The sequence below is a fragment of the Mycobacterium sp. IS-1742 genome (assembly GCF_001500125.1).
GTDB lineage: Bacteria > Actinomycetota > Actinomycetes > Mycobacteriales > Mycobacteriaceae > Mycobacterium.
The window spans coordinates 22948-38828 of sequence record NZ_LQIV01000025.1 but is presented as its reverse complement, the minus strand read 5'-3'; the positions used below and the strand labels follow the sequence as shown (position 1 = coordinate 38828).

The 15881-nt window shown below is 69.5% G+C and carries 15 protein-coding genes and 1 pseudogene; 14 read left to right on the top strand and 2 right to left on the bottom strand.

What is annotated here, in order from left to right:
- Positions 1–113 precede the first annotated feature (113 nt).
- The 3 genes from AU196_RS16655 to AU196_RS16645 are packed head-to-tail and all read left to right on the top strand — an operon-like array spanning position 114 to position 3800.
- Entirely contained in the window at positions 114–1508 is a 1395-nt protein-coding gene (locus tag AU196_RS16655; protein WP_059096192.1) for an allophanate hydrolase, read from the top strand.
- Positions 1505–2197 (top strand): cysteine hydrolase family protein, encoded by a 693-nt coding sequence (locus AU196_RS16650; RefSeq protein WP_059096191.1) that lies wholly within the window; start codon positions 1505–1507, stop codon positions 2195–2197. Before AU196_RS16655 ends, AU196_RS16650 begins: the two co-directional genes overlap by 4 nt.
- Positions 2198–2207: 10 nt before the next feature.
- A complete protein-coding gene (locus AU196_RS16645) occupies positions 2208–3800 on the top strand; it encodes a SulP family inorganic anion transporter (RefSeq protein ID WP_059096190.1) in 1593 nt (530 codons plus the stop codon).
- Here AU196_RS16645 and AU196_RS16640 read toward each other — a convergent pair.
- Positions 3797–4183, bottom strand: a complete 387-nt coding sequence (locus tag AU196_RS16640) for a cupin domain-containing protein (protein WP_059096208.1) — start codon at positions 4181–4183, stop codon at positions 3797–3799. The genes AU196_RS16645 and AU196_RS16640 overlap by 4 nt on opposite strands.
- A gap of 142 nt (positions 4184–4325) precedes the next feature.
- Here AU196_RS16640 and AU196_RS16635 point away from each other — a divergent pair, with 142 nt between their 5' ends.
- Genes AU196_RS16635 through AU196_RS16615 form a run of 5 tightly spaced genes read left to right on the top strand, consistent with a single transcriptional unit; the run spans position 4326 to position 9394 of the window.
- The gene (locus tag AU196_RS16635; protein WP_059096189.1) at positions 4326–4886 is read left to right on the top strand and encodes a TetR/AcrR family transcriptional regulator; all 561 of its coding nucleotides are present in this window, start codon (positions 4326–4328) and stop codon (positions 4884–4886) included.
- Between the two features lie 20 nt (positions 4887–4906).
- Positions 4907–5920: an ABC-2 transporter permease gene (locus AU196_RS16630; RefSeq protein WP_059096188.1), complete on the top strand. Its 1014-nt coding sequence runs from the start codon at positions 4907–4909 to the stop codon at positions 5918–5920.
- Entirely contained in the window at positions 5898–7589 is a 1692-nt protein-coding gene (locus AU196_RS16625; protein WP_059096187.1) for a tetratricopeptide repeat protein, read from the top strand. Before AU196_RS16630 ends, AU196_RS16625 begins: the two co-directional genes overlap by 23 nt.
- A 30-nt stretch (positions 7590–7619) precedes the next feature.
- Positions 7620–8099: a nucleoside deaminase gene (locus AU196_RS16620; protein WP_059096186.1), complete on the top strand. Its 480-nt coding sequence runs from the start codon at positions 7620–7622 to the stop codon at positions 8097–8099.
- Positions 8096–9394, top strand: coding sequence for an alpha-amylase family glycosyl hydrolase (locus tag AU196_RS16615; protein WP_059096185.1), 1299 nt, complete (start codon positions 8096–8098; stop codon positions 9392–9394). Before AU196_RS16620 ends, AU196_RS16615 begins: the two co-directional genes overlap by 4 nt.
- 2 nt (positions 9395–9396) lie before the next feature.
- Here the strand turns inward: AU196_RS16615 and AU196_RS16610 are convergent, their stop codons facing one another.
- Positions 9397–9864: a DUF1810 domain-containing protein gene (locus AU196_RS16610; protein WP_059096184.1), complete on the bottom strand. Its 468-nt coding sequence runs from the start codon at positions 9862–9864 to the stop codon at positions 9397–9399.
- 158 nt (positions 9865–10022) lie between these two features.
- Between AU196_RS16610 and AU196_RS16605 the strand changes: the two genes are divergently transcribed.
- The 6 genes and pseudogenes from AU196_RS16605 (at position 10023) to AU196_RS16580 (ending at position 15879) form a co-directional block, all read left to right on the top strand.
- On the top strand, positions 10023–11027 hold the full coding sequence (locus AU196_RS16605) for an esterase family protein (protein WP_059096183.1): 1005 nt from the start codon (positions 10023–10025) through the stop codon (positions 11025–11027).
- Between the two features lie 149 nt (positions 11028–11176).
- A complete protein-coding gene (locus tag AU196_RS16600; RefSeq protein WP_059096182.1) occupies positions 11177–11653 on the top strand; it encodes a hypothetical protein in 477 nt (158 codons plus the stop codon).
- A gap of 65 nt (positions 11654–11718) precedes the next feature.
- Positions 11719–14055, top strand: a complete 2337-nt coding sequence (gene lon / locus AU196_RS16595) for an endopeptidase La (RefSeq protein WP_059096181.1) — start codon at positions 11719–11721, stop codon at positions 14053–14055.
- An 89-nt stretch (positions 14056–14144) separates the two neighbouring features.
- Complete coding sequence (locus AU196_RS16590) at positions 14145–14477, top strand: TfoX/Sxy family protein (protein ID WP_059096180.1); 333 nt, start codon at positions 14145–14147, stop codon at positions 14475–14477.
- Positions 14478–14515: 38 nt separating this feature from the next.
- The gene (locus AU196_RS16585) at positions 14516–15148 is read left to right on the top strand and encodes an HhH-GDP family DNA glycosylase (RefSeq protein ID WP_059096179.1); all 633 of its coding nucleotides are present in this window, start codon (positions 14516–14518) and stop codon (positions 15146–15148) included.
- Positions 15145–15879 (top strand): annotated as a pseudogene (locus AU196_RS16580) (DUF72 domain-containing protein). Before AU196_RS16585 ends, AU196_RS16580 begins: the two are co-directional and overlap by 4 nt.
- Positions 15880–15881: the final 2 nt, after the last annotated feature.

The following is a 15881-nucleotide window of genomic DNA, read 5'->3' as shown; positions in this document are numbered from 1 at the left end:
TCCGCACTAGAACACGTTCCAGCGGCCGGTGTCGAATCGCCGAGCCGAAGTGCTAACACGATCGACACACGGCTGACGCGCGGACGCCATCATGGTGCCGAGAATCGGCACGTATGCCTGATGAGACGCGGGGTCCGGCGATCGGACCGTCCATCGCCGAGATCCTCGCCTCCCATGCCGGCGGCACCGGGTCGCCGACAAGGACCGCCGCGCGCGTCGCCGATGCGATCGCGGCCCGTGGCGACGACGGCACCTGGCTCTCGACAGTTCCGCGCGGAGAGCTCCTGGCGGCGGCCGAAGCCATCGAACGCCGGCCCGGCGCGCGCACACTGCCGCTCTACGGGGTGCCGTTCGGGGTGAAGGACAGCATCGACGTCGAAGGGGTTCCCACCACGCTGTCCTGCCCGGACTACGCCTACGTCGCCACCTCGACGGCGCCCGCGGTGCGCCGGTTGATCGACGCCGGTGCGCTGTACGTCGGCAAGACCAATCTCGACCAGTTCGCCACCGGCCTCAACGGCACCCGCACCCCCCACACCATCCCCCGCAGTGTCTACGGTGGCGAGCTGATCTCCGGCGGATCCAGTTCGGGTTCGGCGCTGGCGGTCGCGCTCGGACAGGTGCCGTTCGCCGTCGCGACCGACACCGCAGGATCCGGCCGGGTCCCCGCCGCGCTCAACGGCGTCGTCGGGTACAAACCGTCCCGTGGGCTGATCAGCACGGTGGGACTGGTACCCGCCTGCAGGTCGCTCGACTGCATCACCGTGATGGCCGGATGCATCGACGACGTCGATCGCGTCCTCGACGTGATGATCGCCCGCGACGACGACGATCCGTGGTCGCGGGACCGTGGTCCCCGCTACGACGGCACCGACATCCGCATCGGCTTTCCGCCCGTCGAGCAGCTGGAATTCTTCTCCGACTCCGAGATGCGCGTCGCCCACCTGGCGCTCCGAGAACGCCTCGCCCGGCGGTATCCGGTCATCGAGGTGTCCCTCGAACCGTTCCTCGCCGCCGGCGAACTGTTGTACCAGGGCCCCTGGGTGGCCGAGCGGCTCGTCGTATTCGCGGATTTCCTTGCCGAGCAACCGGATTCGATACATCCGGTGGTACGGGACATCCTACGCGGTGGTCACCGGTACACCGCCGTCGACGCCTTCGCGGCACTGCAGAGACTGCAGGAGCTCAAGGCAGAGGCGGGTCGGCTCTGGCAGCAGATGGACGTCCTCGTCGTGCCGACCATCGGCACCACGTTCACCGTCGACGAGGTGCTCGAACGCCCGATGGAGACCAACACCGTGCTCGGGCACTACACGCATTTCGGCAACCTGCTCGATCTCCTCGGAGTGGCGGTGCCTGCGGGTGTGACCGCCGACGGCAGGCCGGCCGGCGCGATGCTCCTCGGCGCCGCGCTGACCGACGACACCGTCCTGCACCTCGCGGCGCAACTGCTCGACGAACCTCGGCGCTGCGCACCGGTTCCGGCACTCTCCGAGGAGCACGTGTGAGCCAGACTGTCGACGTCCCGGCCGAACCCACGCCGTTCGCGGTCACCGCGGACTCGACCGCGCTCATCGTCATCGACATGCAGCGAGACTTCCTGCTACCCGGCGGGTTCGGCGAAAGCCTCGGCAACGACGTCGAACAGCTGCTCAAAGTGGTGCCGCCGCTGGCCGCGCTGATCGCCGCGGCGCGAACGGCCGGCGTGACGGTGATCCACACCCGCGAAGGCCACCGGCGCGACCTGTCGGACTGCCCGCCGGCCAAACTCAACCGCGGCGCCCCGACGAAGCGCATCGGCGATCCCGGCCGGTACGGGCGCATCCTCGTTCGTGGTGAGTACGGCCACGACATCGTCGACGAGCTGGCCCCGCTTCCGGGCGAGGTCGTCATCGACAAACCGGGCAAGGGTGCGTTCTACGCCACCGAACTGCAGGACATCCTGACCGCGGCGGGCATCACCCGCCTCCTCGTCACCGGCGTCACGACAGAGGTGTGCGTGCACACCACCACCCGCGAAGCCAACGACCGGGGTTACGAGTGCCTGGTCGTATCCGATTGCGTCGGTTCGTACTTCCCGGAATTCCAGCGCATCGGTCTGGAAATGATCAAGGCGCAGGGCGGCATCTTCGGCTGGGTGGCCGACAGTGCGGCCGTCATCCCGGCGATGCAGGCCCTGACCACCACTGCCGTATGAGGAGAACCCGATGAGCGCCGACGTGACCGACCCGGCCGCCGAACCGGCACCCGTACCAGGGATGCCGGTGCCGTGGTGGACCCGCGGCGACCTCAACGCCTTCTTCGGCCTGGGTTTCAACATCCTGGTCAACGTGCTCACCCTGACCGGGCTGATGATCGGGGTGATCTCAGTGCCTGCCGGTGACGTGCTCGGCACCGTGCTACCCGCACTCGGCGTCGCGCTGATCCTGGGCAATCTCTACTACACGTTCCTCGCGCGACGGCTCGCCCGCCGCGAGCGCCGCGACGACGTGACCGCGCTGCCCTACGGTCCGAGTGTCCCCCACATGTTCATCGTGGTGTTCGTGGTCATGCTGCCGGTGTACCTGAACACGGACGACCCGATTCAAGCGTGGCAGGCCGGTCTGGCGTGGGCATTTCTGATCGGCGTCATCGTGATGATCGGCGCCTTCGTCGGACCGCACATTCGCAAGCTCACGCCGCGGGCCGCGATGCTCGGCACGCTGGCGGGTATCTCCATCACCTTCATCTCGATGCGTCCCGCCGCGCAGATGTGGGAAGCGGCGTGGATCGGTCTGCCGGTCCTCGCGATCATCCTGATCGGGTTCTTCACCAACGTGAAGGTGCCGGGCAACATCCCGGTGGGACTGGTGGCCCTGTTCGTCGGTACCGCGATCGGATGGGCCGGCGGCTACATGTCGGCCCCCGACGTCGGGCAGGCGGTCTCCGACATCGCGATCGGTATCCCGGATCTACGGCTCGATCTGCTCTGGGCCGGCCTCGCCGATCTGGCGCCGTTGCTCGGCACGGCCATCCCGCTGGGCGTCTACAACTTCACCGAGGCGATGAGCAACGTCGAGAGCGCGGCCGCCGCCGGTGACGACTTCAACCTGCGCAGCGTGCTGCTCGCCGACGGCGCGGGTGCGGTGATCGGCTCGGCGTTCGGCTCACCGTTTCCGCCCGCGGTGTACATCGGCCATCCCGGCTGGAAAGACGCCGGCGGCCGGGCCGGCTATTCGCTGGCCAGCGGCATCGTGATCGGGATCCTCTGTTTCATCGGACTTTTCGGAGTGCTCGACGCGCTGCTGCCGGTGCCCGCCATTGTGCCGATCCTGCTGTACATCGGTCTGCTGATCGGCGCCCAGGCGTTCCAGGCGGTCCCGCGGCTGCATGCGGTGGCCGTGGTCGCGGCACTGCTGCCCAACCTCGCACAGTGGGCACACGGCCTGATCGACAACGCGCTCAACGCCGCCGGGACGTCGGCGCCCGAAGTCGGGATGGACGCGCTCAACGGTGCGGGCGTGGTCTACGAGGGGCTCAAAGTGCTCGGAGAGGGCGCGGTGCTGGTCGGACTGATCCTGGGCGCCATGGTGACCTTCATCCTGGACAAGAGGTTCCACTACGCCGCGATCGCGGCCATGGTCGGCGCCGTGCTGTCGTTCATCGGGCTGATCCACGCACCGCAGGTCGCCTGGGCGGCCAGCCCGCAGGTCGCGCTCGGCTACGTCTTCTTCGCAATCGTCTGCGCCGCTTGCTCTTTACTTCCGGGCGCAAAGGATCCGGTGGTCGTCGACGAGAGCGAAGTCGTGGCGGGCCACTAGGCCGCCGCGACGAAGGCCACCTCGACGTCGTCGGCGAGCACCACGTACATCCGCCGCCACGGATCGGTGCCCTCCAACCGCCATTTGTGTCCCGACCCCGCAGTGTCCTCCGCCAGCAGCACGTCGCCCGGTCCGAGTTCGAACTCCTCGCCGTCGCGGGTGGAGAACACCAGCGAACCCGCCAGGGTCACCACGAGTTGGCGTACGGGTGCGGTGTGCCACGCGAGCGATCGCCCGGCCGCCGTCTCCTCGACGGTGACGTGGGTGGACGGCATCACCGCCGAGACGAGGTCGTCGTTGCGGCCGGGCCGCATGTCGAGGCGCCCGATCTCGAAGTGCGACGCGTCGTCCGCCCCCGTCCACAGCCGCACACACCGGATCATGTCGTCACCGTAATCGGCCGGGCCCGCTGCGATCGGCGGTGTTCGCCGCGACACGCCGCGGTCACAGCCCGGGCCGCGCCGTGCGCGAAACCACACGCCGCTTCGTGGACACTTGTCTACGAAGTTGTTTACGCTTCTCGACATGGCGGCACGGACACACAGTGCGGATCCACGCGCGGAACGCGTCCGGGCCCGCATCCGCGAGGCCGCGCTGACCCTCGTCACGACACGACCGGTCGACGATCTGACCGTCGCCGACCTCGTCGCCTGTGCCGGCGTCAGCCGGCAGGCGTTCTACCAACACTTCGGCGATCGCGACGATGCGGTCGCCACCGCCTTCACCGCCGCGTTCGCTGCCGTTGCCGGCGATCTCGACGGCGACGCCCGCACCCGCATCCTGCGGTTGTTCGACTTCGCCGCCGACCATCACGCGATGTACCGCAACGTCGTGGGCAGCGCGGTCGCCCAGCGGGTGGTGTCGGCGTTCCGCGCCGAGCTGCTGCCCGCGTGCACGGGCATCGCCGAGGACGCCGTGCCGTCGCTCGGACCGGTCGCCGCCCTGTCACCGGAACCGGTCAGCCGGTTCCTCGTCGGCGGATTCCTGGAAGTGCTGCGGTCCTGGATGGAGGACCCGGACAGCGATGAACTGCGCACCAGGGTGACCGCCGCGCTCGACACCGTCTACGCGCTTCTCCGGATCTGACCCGAAAGGTACTCTCTCCCATGGCAAAACACACTGCACAGTCCACCTCCGATGTGCGCTCTCGGGTGGCCACCACCGCAGCCGCGCTGGTGGCGCTCACCCTCTTCGTCGTCGCGATGATCGCCAGCTACTCCGGCGCCTTCGCCAACCCGTCGCTGCGCCACCTCGACGTCGCGGTCTCCGCTCCCCCGCAGGTTCTCGAGGCGGTCCGGGGACAGCAGGAGCTCGCGGTCACCGAGGCCTCCGACGCCGCGAACGCGCGCGACCTGGTCTATCAGCGCCACGCCGATGCCGGCTTCGCCGTCGGCGCCGACCACGACCTCACCGTCTACGTGGCCGGCGGCGGCGGACGCAGCGTGGCGGCGGCCGCGGAGTCCGTCGGCCGCGCGATCGCCACCGAGGCCGGGCTGACCCCGGTCGTCGAGGACGTCGCCCCCACGACGGCGGCGGACCCCTCGGGCACCGTCGAGTTCTACGCCGTGATCTTCCTGTCCATCGGCGCCTCGGTCGGCGCCACGATCTTGAGCCGCGTCATGGGCGCCGCGCGCACTCCGCGCACGCTCGCTCTGCGCACCCTGAGCCTTGCCGGTTGTTCTGCCCTGCTGGCCGCCGCGGTGACCGCATACGTCGACGGCGGACTCGGCGCGCTCACCGGCCACCCGGCGCAGCTGTTCGGTGCGCTGTGGCTGTACGCGATGGCGGTCGGCGGCGCGATCACCGGTGTGGCAGCGGCGTTCGGCACCGTCGCGTCGCTGACACTGACCCTGTTCCTGGTGATCGTGGGCAACGCGGCGGCGGCGGGCCCCGTCGGGCGGCCGCTGCTGTCCGGCTTCTACCGCACGTTCACCCACATCGTCCCGCAGGGATCGGGCGTCGACCTGTTGCGCAGCCTGCAGTACTTCGGCGGCAACGGGGCGACGACCGCCGTGGTGACTTTGGGCGCGTGGGCCGCGGCGGGTGCGGTGCTCGCGGCACTCGCCACTGCGGTGTCGCTCCATTATCGTTCTCGCCATGACGGTTTCGCTCGGCCGTGACGCCGAGCCGTACTACGACCTCGGCTCCCACCACCGGGCGGTGGACACGCCGTCACCGCAGGCGCAGACGTGGTTCGACCGCGGCCTGGTCTGGGCCTATGCGTTCAATCACGAGGAGGCGGTCCGCTGTTTCGAGCGGGCGCTGGAGCTCGACCCGGATCTGGCCGTCGCGCGGTGGGGCATCGCCTATTCCGTCGGCCCGAACTACAACAAGCCCTGGGAGGCGTTCGACCCGGTCGACATGGGCGCGTCGCTCGCCCGGGCCCGGATGGAACTGCGCCTGGCCGAACACGGCCGCGCCTCGGCCGTCGAACGCGGCCTGATCGACGCGCTGCAGGCCCGGTTCCCCGTCGACGACCCCGGCGCGGCCGAGGCGCTGCAGGGCGGGCACCCGGCCTACGCCGACGCCATGGTCGAACTCGCGGCCGCCTATCCCGACGACGTCGACGTCCAGGCGCTGGCCGCCGACGCGCTGGTCAACATCACGGCCTGGGCGCTGTGGGACACCAGGACCGGCGAACCGGCACCGGGGTCGCGGGTCCTGGAGGCCAAGGCGCTGCTCGACGCCGCGCTGGCGACCGACGCCGGCCGCCGCCATCCGGGCGTGCTGCACCTCTACCTGCACACCATGGAGATGTCGGCGGCGCCGGAGGAGGCGCTGCCCGCCGCCGACCTGCTGCGGGGTCTGGTGCCCGACGCCGGCCATCTGCAGCACATGCCCAGCCACATCGACGTCCTCTGCGGGAACTATCGGGACTCGGTGGCCGCCAATCTCGCCGCCGTCGACGCGGACCGCCGGTTCGTCGAGCGGGCGGGTCCGCTGAACTTCTACTCCCTCTACCGGGCGCACGATCTGCATTTCGTGGTGTATTCGGCGATGTTCGAGGGTTCCTCGAAGGTCGCCCTGGCTGCGGCGGAGGAACTGGCAGGCCAACTGACGCCGGAACTACTCGCGATCGAATCGCCGCCGATGGCCGACTGGCTGGAGGCGTTCGTCCCGCTGCGGGTGCACGTCCTCGTCCGGTTCGGGCGCTGGGACGACCTGATCGCCGAACCGTTGCCCGACGACCAGACGCTCTACTGCACGACCACCGCGACCATCCACTACGGGCGCGGCGTCGCGCACGCCGCGAAGGGCCACCTCGACCAGGCCCGGGCGGAACGGGAGGCCTTCGCCGCCGCGTACTCCCGCATCCCCGAGTCCCGCTACCTGTTCAACAACACCAGTCGCGACATCCTGGCCGTCGCCGAAGCCATGCTCGACGGTGAAATCGCCTACCGAGCAGGGCAATACGACGAGGCATTCACCCACCTGCGGCGAGCCGTCGCCCTGGACGACTCGTTGCCCTACGACGAGCCGTGGGGGTGGATGCAGCCGACCCGGCACGCCTACGGGGCGCTGCTGCTCGAACAGGGCCGGGTCGCCGACGCCGCCGCCGTGTACGCCGCCGACCTCGGCCTCGACCCGCAGCTGAGCCGCTCGTCGCAGCATCCGGGAAACGTGTGGAGCCTGCACGGCTATCACGAATGCCTGCAGCGGCTCGGCCGCACGGCGGAGGCGGCCATCATCGGTCAGCAGCTCGGCCTGGCCCGGGCCCGCGCCGACGTGCCGATCGCGGCGTCGTGCGCCTGCCGCCTCGACGTGGTCGACGCCTGCTGTCCGGACTGACCGAAGGGTGCGCTGCGTAGACTCCGGCACGTGGCCATCAGTGACGCGGACCTCGAACACCTCCGCCGCTGCGTGGACCTCGCGCGCGAGGCGCTCGACGCCGGCGACGAACCGTTCGGTTCCGTCCTCGTCGACGCCGCGGGCCGGGTCCGCTTCGCCGACCACAACCGGGTCAGCGGCGGCGACCACACCCGTCACCCCGAATTCGCCATCGCCAGGTGGGCGGCGGAGCACCTCGACCCGGCCGAACGCGCCGCTGCGACCGTCTACACCTCGGGCGAACACTGCCCGATGTGCGCGGCCGCGCACGCCTGGGTGGGCCTCGGCCGCATCGTCTACGCCACCTCGTCGGCACAGCTGAGCCGGTGGCTGGCCGAATGGGGCGCCCCCGCCCCGCCGGTGGCGACGCTGCCCATCAACACCGTCGCACCCGATGTGCCGGTGGACGGACCGGCGCCGGAACTGGCGGATGCCATGCAGGCCCTCTATCGGGAGAAGTTCGGATCGTGACAGAACCCGCGTGGGTCGAACACGTCATCTGGTGGCAGGTGTACCCGCTGGGGTTCGTCGGCGCCTTCCCCGCCGACCCTTCTCCGGGCCGTGACGAGCACCGGCTGCGGCGCATCGTGGACTGGCTCGACCACGCCATCGCACTCGGCGCCTCCGGCCTCGCGCTCGGTCCGGTCTTCGCTTCGCGCACACACGGATACGACACCACCGACCACTATGCGATCGATCCGCGGCTCGGTGACGACGGTGACTTCGACCACCTCATCGAACAGGCGCATCGCCGCGGTCTGCGGGTCCTGCTGGACGGGGTGTTCAACCATGTCGGCACCGACTTCCCCCGCTATCGCGAGGCGCTCGACGGCGGCCCGGACCACCCCGCCTCGTCGTGGTTCCGTCAGGGCCGCAACGGTTTCGCGACCTTCGAGGGGCACGGTGAGCTGATCGCGCTCAACCATCGCGACCCGGCCGTCGTCGACTACACCGTCGAGGTGATGTCGCACTGGCTGAACCGTGGCGCCGACGGCTGGCGACTCGATGCCGCGTACGCCGTTCCCGACCGATTCTGGTCCCAGGTGTTGCCGCGCGTCCGGGAACGCCATCCCGATGCGTGGTTCGTCGGCGAGGTGATCCACGGCGACTACGCCGCCCGGGTGGCCGCCGGGTTCGACTCGGTCACCCAGTACGAACTGTGGAAGGCGGTGTGGAGCAGCCTCAACGACGGCAACTTCCACGAACTCGACCACGCGCTGAAGCGCCACAGCGAGTTCCTCGCCTCGTTCGTGCCGTTGACGTTCGTCGGCAACCACGACGTCACGCGGATCGCGAGCCGGATGACGGATTCCCGTCACCTCGAACACGCGCTGGTGCTCCTGTTCACGATCGGCGGGGTGCCCAGCGTCTACGCCGGTGACGAACTGGGCCACCGCGGTGTCAAGGAGGACCGCAGGGGCGGCGACGATGCGGTACGTCCCGAATTCTCCTCGCCAACCGAAGACAACGACATCTTCCGGCTGCACAAGTACCTGATCGGGATTCGCCGCAGGCATGCGTGGCTGCACCGGGCGACGACGTCCACGGTGCAGTTGACGAACCGGCACTATGTCTACGAGACTCGCGCAGGCGACGGCGTCCTGCTGGTGGCGCTGAACGTCGACGACGCACCGCTGAGCGTCTCGCTCAGCGGCACCGCGCTTCACCGGGGCCGGGTGGTGGCCGGCTCCGGCGCGCCGCCCGCCGAGGAAGTCGACCACGTGACCGTGCCCCCGCACGGCTGGGTCGTCGTCGCGCCCACCTGAGCTCAGGACAGCCGCGAGACCGTCGCCGGGTCCGGCTCACCGCCGTAGAACCTGTCGAGCACCGCGACGAAGTCGGCATTGTCGTCGCTGCACCGGGCGAACAGCGTCATCGACGACCGCAGCTTGAGGTCGTCGGGCGAACCGAAGACCTCGCCGGCCGACCGGCCCTCGATGGCGAGCACCAGTCGCGTGCACTCGCGTAACCGCGGCCCCAACACCTCGTGTTCGAGATAGGCGACGGCCTCCTCGCGCGAGGCGATGCCGAAATACTGTGCGGTCGGACTGCGGCCCAGCCCCTTCAGCTGCGGGAAGATGAACCAGATCCAGTGCGAGCGTTTGCGTCCGGCGCGCAATTCTCCGATCACGGTGTCGTACACCGGATCCTGGGCGTCGACGAAGCGCTGCAGATCGTGCGGATCGGCGGAGTTCTCGGTCACGATCCGGGTGATACCCGTCCGTGGCGACACCATGCGCGGATTCGTAACGGGCCGAGTCGGAATCGTTAGCCAACCGCGATCACGCGCCACCGTGTTGGTACGCGTGTGACAGATGTGGCACGTGTTTCATGAGTCTCGATAAGCGACGGCACTGCTTGTGGCATGCGAAGAAAGGTGGGTGGGTTGCCGTTATGAGATTCGTCGGAAAGTTCCGCGATACAGCGAGGCGGACGTGGAGGCGGATGGCGGTGGTCGCGGTCGCCGCGATCACGCTTCCGGGTCTGATCGGCTTCGCCGGGGGTTCGGCGACCGCAGGTGCCTTCTCGAGGCCGGGTCTGCCGGTCGAGTACCTCGACGTGTTCTCCCAATCCATGAACCGCAACATCCGCATCCAGTTCCAGGGCGGCGGACCGCATGCGGTGTACCTGCTCGACGGCCTGCGGGCCCAGGACGACTACAACGGCTGGGACATCAACACCCCCGCGTTCGAGTGGTACCACCAGTCGGGCCTGTCCGTGGTCATGCCCGTGGGTGGCCAGTCCAGCTTCTACACCGACTGGTATCAGCCGTCTCGCGGCAACGGCCAGGACTACACCTACAAGTGGGAGACGTTCCTGACCCAGGAACTGCCCGCGTGGCTGGAGGCCAACCGCGGCGTGTCGCCCAACGGCAACGCGGTCGTCGGTATCTCGATGGCCGGCAGCACCGCACTCACCTACTCGATCTACTACCCGCAGAAGTTCATCTACGCGGCATCGCTCTCGGGCTTCCTCAACCCCTCCGAGGGCTGGTGGCCGATGCTGATCGGGCTGGCCATGCAGGACTCCGGCAAGTACAACGCCGAGAGCATGTGGGGCCCGGCCAGCGATCCGGCGTGGCGGCGTAACGACCCGATGGTCAACATCAACCAACTGGTCGCGAACAACACCCGGGTGTGGATCTACTGCGGCACCGGAACCCCGTCGGAGCTCGACGCCGGTACCTCCGGCGGCAACCTCATGGCGGCCCAGTTCCTCGAGGGCTTCACGCTGCGCACCAACGTGACCTTCCGCGACAACTACATCGCCGCGGGCGGCACCAACGGGGTGTTCAACTTCCCGTCGAACGGCACACATGCCTGGGGCTACTGGGGTCAGCAGCTGCAGCAGATGAAGCCGGACATTCAGCGGGTCCTCGGCGCTCAGGGCAGTGTCTGATCCGAGCGGATAGATCCACCGATAACCAGGGAGCCTGCCGTCACCCCCACGGCAGGCTCCCTGCCGTATGTGGGTCGTGCCGCGACACGCCGGATGTTCGAGCGGCAAACACCGCGCCGGGTGACCGGGCGCGACCTTAGAGTGACGCAATGGCCGACGACGCCAATGCCGTGACACGTATCGAACTGCAGCAACGGACAGACCCCGGCGCGCTGGCGCTGGCCACCGTGGGCGGCGCGGTCGCGTTCATCTTCGCCGGCGACGACTGGGATGTGCTGGCCGTGGTGATCGGCCTGCTGTTGCTGGTCATCCTGCTCGCGCACCACCGCCCCGCGCCGACCGTGCGGACTCCGCGGGCGATGCTGCTGCGTGGGGCGTTCGGCGCCACCACCGCGCTCGCGTTCTGCATCGCCGTGGCACCGGCGATCCAGTTCGGCATCATCGCGCCGTTCTTCCACAGCGAAGACGACGACGGCTACTCCTTCGACGCCTGGAACACCACGGTGGCGCTGTCGGTTCTGTGGTTCGCGGTCGCGGCGCTGCTCGCCGTCCTGGAACCCCGGCTCTCGCGCTGGCTGGATCGCCCGCGGGGCCCGGGACGCCCGGCACCCGCCGACCAGCGATAGGTCCTCCGGGAACAAACCACCCACACCCAGGGTTGAGTCGATTCGACTGAACTTTGGAGGATCACATGGCTCAAGCCACATCGGTGCCTGTCCTTTTCACCAGCGAGACGATCGTGCTCCCCGGCATGGTCGTGCCGATCGAACTGGACGACGCGGCACGCGCGGCGGTCGATGCCGCCCGCGCCACCGAATCCGGTGAGCTGCTCATCGCTCCCCGCCTGGGCGACCGCTACCCCACCTACGGTGTGCTCGCGACGATCGTGCAGGTCGGCCGCATCCCCGGCGGGGTGGGCACGGCGGCCGTCGTGCGCGGGAAGAGCCGCGCCCACATCGGCGCAGGCGCCAGCGGTCCCGGTACCGCACTGTGGGTCTCGGTCGAGGAAGTCCCCGAACCCGAGACCACCGACGACACCCGCGCACTCGCCGCGGAGTACAAGAAACTGCTGCTGGCGATGCTGCAGCGCCGCGAGGCCTGGCAGATCATCGACTTCGTCAACCAGCTCACCGATCCGTCGGCGCTGGCCGACACCGCCGGCTACGCGTCCTACCTCACGCCGGAGCAGAAGCGTCAGCTGCTGGAGACCCCGGACATCGCCGAACGGCTGCGCGTGCTGATCGACTGGACGGGTGACCACCTGGCCGAGGTCGAGGTCACCGACAAGATCGCCGAGGACGTCCGCTCCGGTATGGAGAAGCAGCAGAAGGAGTTCCTGCTGCGCCAGCAGCTCGCCGCGATCCGCAAGGAGCTCGGTGAGGGTGAGCCTGAGGGTTCCGATGATTACCGGTCCCGCGTCGAGGCCGCCGACCTCCCCGATAAGGTTCGCGAAGCCGCGTTGCGCGAGGTCGGCAAGCTCGAGCGCGCCAGCGACCAGAGCCCGGAAGGCGGCTGGATCCGCACCTGGCTCGACACCGTGCTGGACCTGCCGTGGAACGTGCGGACCGAGGACTCGACCGATCTGACGGCGGCCCGCGAGATCCTCGACGCCGACCACCACGGCCTCGAGGACGTCAAGGACCGCATCGTCGAATACCTGGCCGTGCGGGCGCGGCGCGCCCAGCGCGGGCTGCAGGTGGTCGGCGGCCGCGGATCCGGTGCGGTGATGGTGCTGGCCGGCCCTCCCGGTGTCGGCAAGACCTCGCTCGGCGAATCCGTCGCGCGGGCGCTGGGCCGCGAGTTCGTGCGCGTGGCCCTCGGCGGTGTGCGCGACGAGGCCGAGATCCGCGGCCACCGGCGCACCTACGTCGGCGCACTGCCCGGCCGCATCGTCCGTGCCATCGGCGAGGCGGGTTCGATGAATCCCGTTGTGCTGCTGGACGAGATCGACAAGGTCGGCAGCGACTACCGCGGCGACCCGGCCGCGGCGCTGCTCGAGGTGCTCGACCCGGCGCAGAACCACACGTTCCGCGACCACTACCTCGATCTCGACCTGGACCTGTCCGATGTGGTGTTCCTGGCCACGGCCAACGTGATCGAGAACATCCCGCAGGCGTTGCTGGACCGGATGGAACTGGTGCAGATCGACGGCTACACCTCCGACGACAAGGTGGCCATCGCCCGCGACTTCCTGCTGCCGCGGCAGCGGGAACAGGCGGCGCTCACCACGGATGAGGTCGAGGTGACCGACGCGGCGCTGCGCAAGATCGCCGCCGACTACACCCGCGAACCGGGCGTGCGGCAGTTCGAACGGCTGCTCGCCAAGGCGATGCGCAAGGCGACGACGAAACTGGCGACCGGCGGGATCACGAGCCTCGTCATCGACGAGCCGGACCTCGTCGGCTACCTGGGCCGTCCGCGCTTCATACCGGAGTCTGCCGAGCGCACCGCGGTGCCGGGCGTGGCGACCGGGTTGGCCGTGACCGGACTCGGCGGCGACGTGCTCTACATCGAGGCAGGGTCCACGCCATCCTCCTCGGGAGAGGGGGTGTTGCAGTTGACCGGTCAGCTGGGCGACGTCATGAAGGAGTCCGCGCAGATCGCGCTGTCCTACGTGCGCGCCCACGCCGAGCAGCTCGGGGTCGATCCGAAGGCGCTGGACCGTCGTATCCATGTCCACGTGCCCGCGGGCGCCGTCCCGAAGGACGGTCCGTCGGCCGGTGTGACGATGGTGACCGCGCTGGTGTCGATGGCGACGGGACGTCAGGTCCGCTCCGACGTCGGGATGACCGGCGAGGTCACGCTCAACGGCCGCGTGCTGCCGATCGGCGGGGTCAAGCAGAAGCTGCTGGCCGCACAGCGCGCCGGGTTGTCGACGGTGTTCATCCCGCAGCGCAACGAGCCGGATCTCGACGACGTGCCCGCCGAGGTGCTCGACGCACTCGACGTGCGGCCGATGACCGACGTCGCCGAGATCGTCGCGCAGGCGCTCGAACCGGCGGCCACCGCGGCCGGCCGGGCCGCCTGACGCGGTCGGACAGTGCACTGAGGGTCGTGATCCCAGCGGGGAACACGACCCTCACTGCATTCAGTGAGTATCTGCCGCAGAATGACCGGGTGGCCTACGACGCCGACCTCGCCGACCGCATCCGCGAAATCGTCTCCGCCGAACGGGCCGTCACCGAGAAACGGATGTTCGGCGGGCTGGCCTTCCTGATCGACGGCCACATGGCGGTGGCCGCCAGCGGCCAGGGCGGCCTGATGGTCCGCGTCCCGCCCGACCAGACCGAGAAGCTCCTCCGGCGCGAGCACGCCGCGCCGATGGTCATGTCCGGCCGCGAGGTCCGGGGCTGGCTGCGGGTCGAGCAGGACGGCGTGCGGACCATGCGCCAGCTGCGGTCCTGGGTGCGCCACGGCGTCGACTACGCCAAGGCGCTGCCGCCCAAGTAGCCGGTTCACCGCAGGCGTGCGCGGGTAATGCAACCGCCATGGGCGCATCGCAGGACATCGTCCGGCGCCTGCGGGACGAGGCAGGCCGGACCTATGCCGACGAGGCGGGTATCCGGCTCGCCGACACGCCCATGCCGCTGTTCCAGCTGCTGGTGCTGTGCATGCTGGCCAGTAAGCCGATCGACGCGACCGTCGCGATGCACGCGGCGCGCGAGCTGTTCGCGGCGGGACTGCGCACCCCCGACGCGGTGCTCGAGGCCGACCGCAGGACCATGATCGAGGCGTTCGGCCGCGCGGGCTACGCCCGGTACGACGAGAGCTCCGCCACCCGGCTGGTGGAGATGGCCCGGACCGTGCGCGAGGAGTACGGCGGTGACCTGCGCAGGCTTGCCGAAGACCGGGATGTCAACGCCGTGCGGCGAAACCTCAAGCGTTTCAAGGGTATCGGCGACACCGGCTCCGACATCTTCCTGCGGGAGGTGCAGGACACCTGGACGTGGGTGCGGCCCTACTTCGACCAGCGCGCGATCGGCACGGCCTCCCGGCTCGGTCTGCCGGACGATCCGGCAGCGCTGCAGAAACTGGCGGCCGACGGTACGGCCGCGTTCGCGGCGGCCCTGGTGCGCGCGGCACTCGACGACGACCTGTTCGACCGGGTGCGCGGCCGATGATCCGCATCGGCACCTCCGGATGGTCCTACGACCACTGGACCGACGTGCTCTATCCGCAACGCACACCGGTGGCCGAACGCCTCGGCCTCTACGTGGCGGAGTTCGACACGGTCGAACTGAACGCCAGCTTCTACCGCTGGCCGCGCGACGCGACCTTCGAAGGGTGGCGGAATCGCCTGCCCGAGGGGTTCACCATGTCGGTCAAGGCCCACCGCGGGCTCACCCATTTCCGCCGACTGACGAACCCGGAACCGTGGGTGGACCGGTTCGAACGGTGCTGGACCGCGCTGGGTGACCGGCGCGAAGCCCTGCTGGTGCAACTGCATCCGGCCATCGAACGCGACGACGCCCTGCTGGGGCACTTCCTGACGGTCATGCCGGACCGGATCCCCGTCGCCATGGAACTGCGCCACCCCTCCTGGGACGACCCGGCGGTGTATCGCCTGCTCGAGGACCACCGGGCCGCCTACGTGATCATGAGCGGCGCCGGGCTGCGGTGAAGGCCCCGAGCCACCGGGGATCTGGTCTATCTGCGGATGCACGGCCCGAGCCAGGAGTCGCTCTACGCCGGGTCCTACCCCGACGACGCCCTGAGCCGGTGGGCCGACCGAATCGCGGCGTGGGACGCCGAGGGACGCCGGGTACTGGTCTACTTCAACAACGATCTCGGCGGACACGCGGTGCGCAACGCGCGCACACTGCGTCACCTGCTGGCGGCCCGCGTGGGCTGACC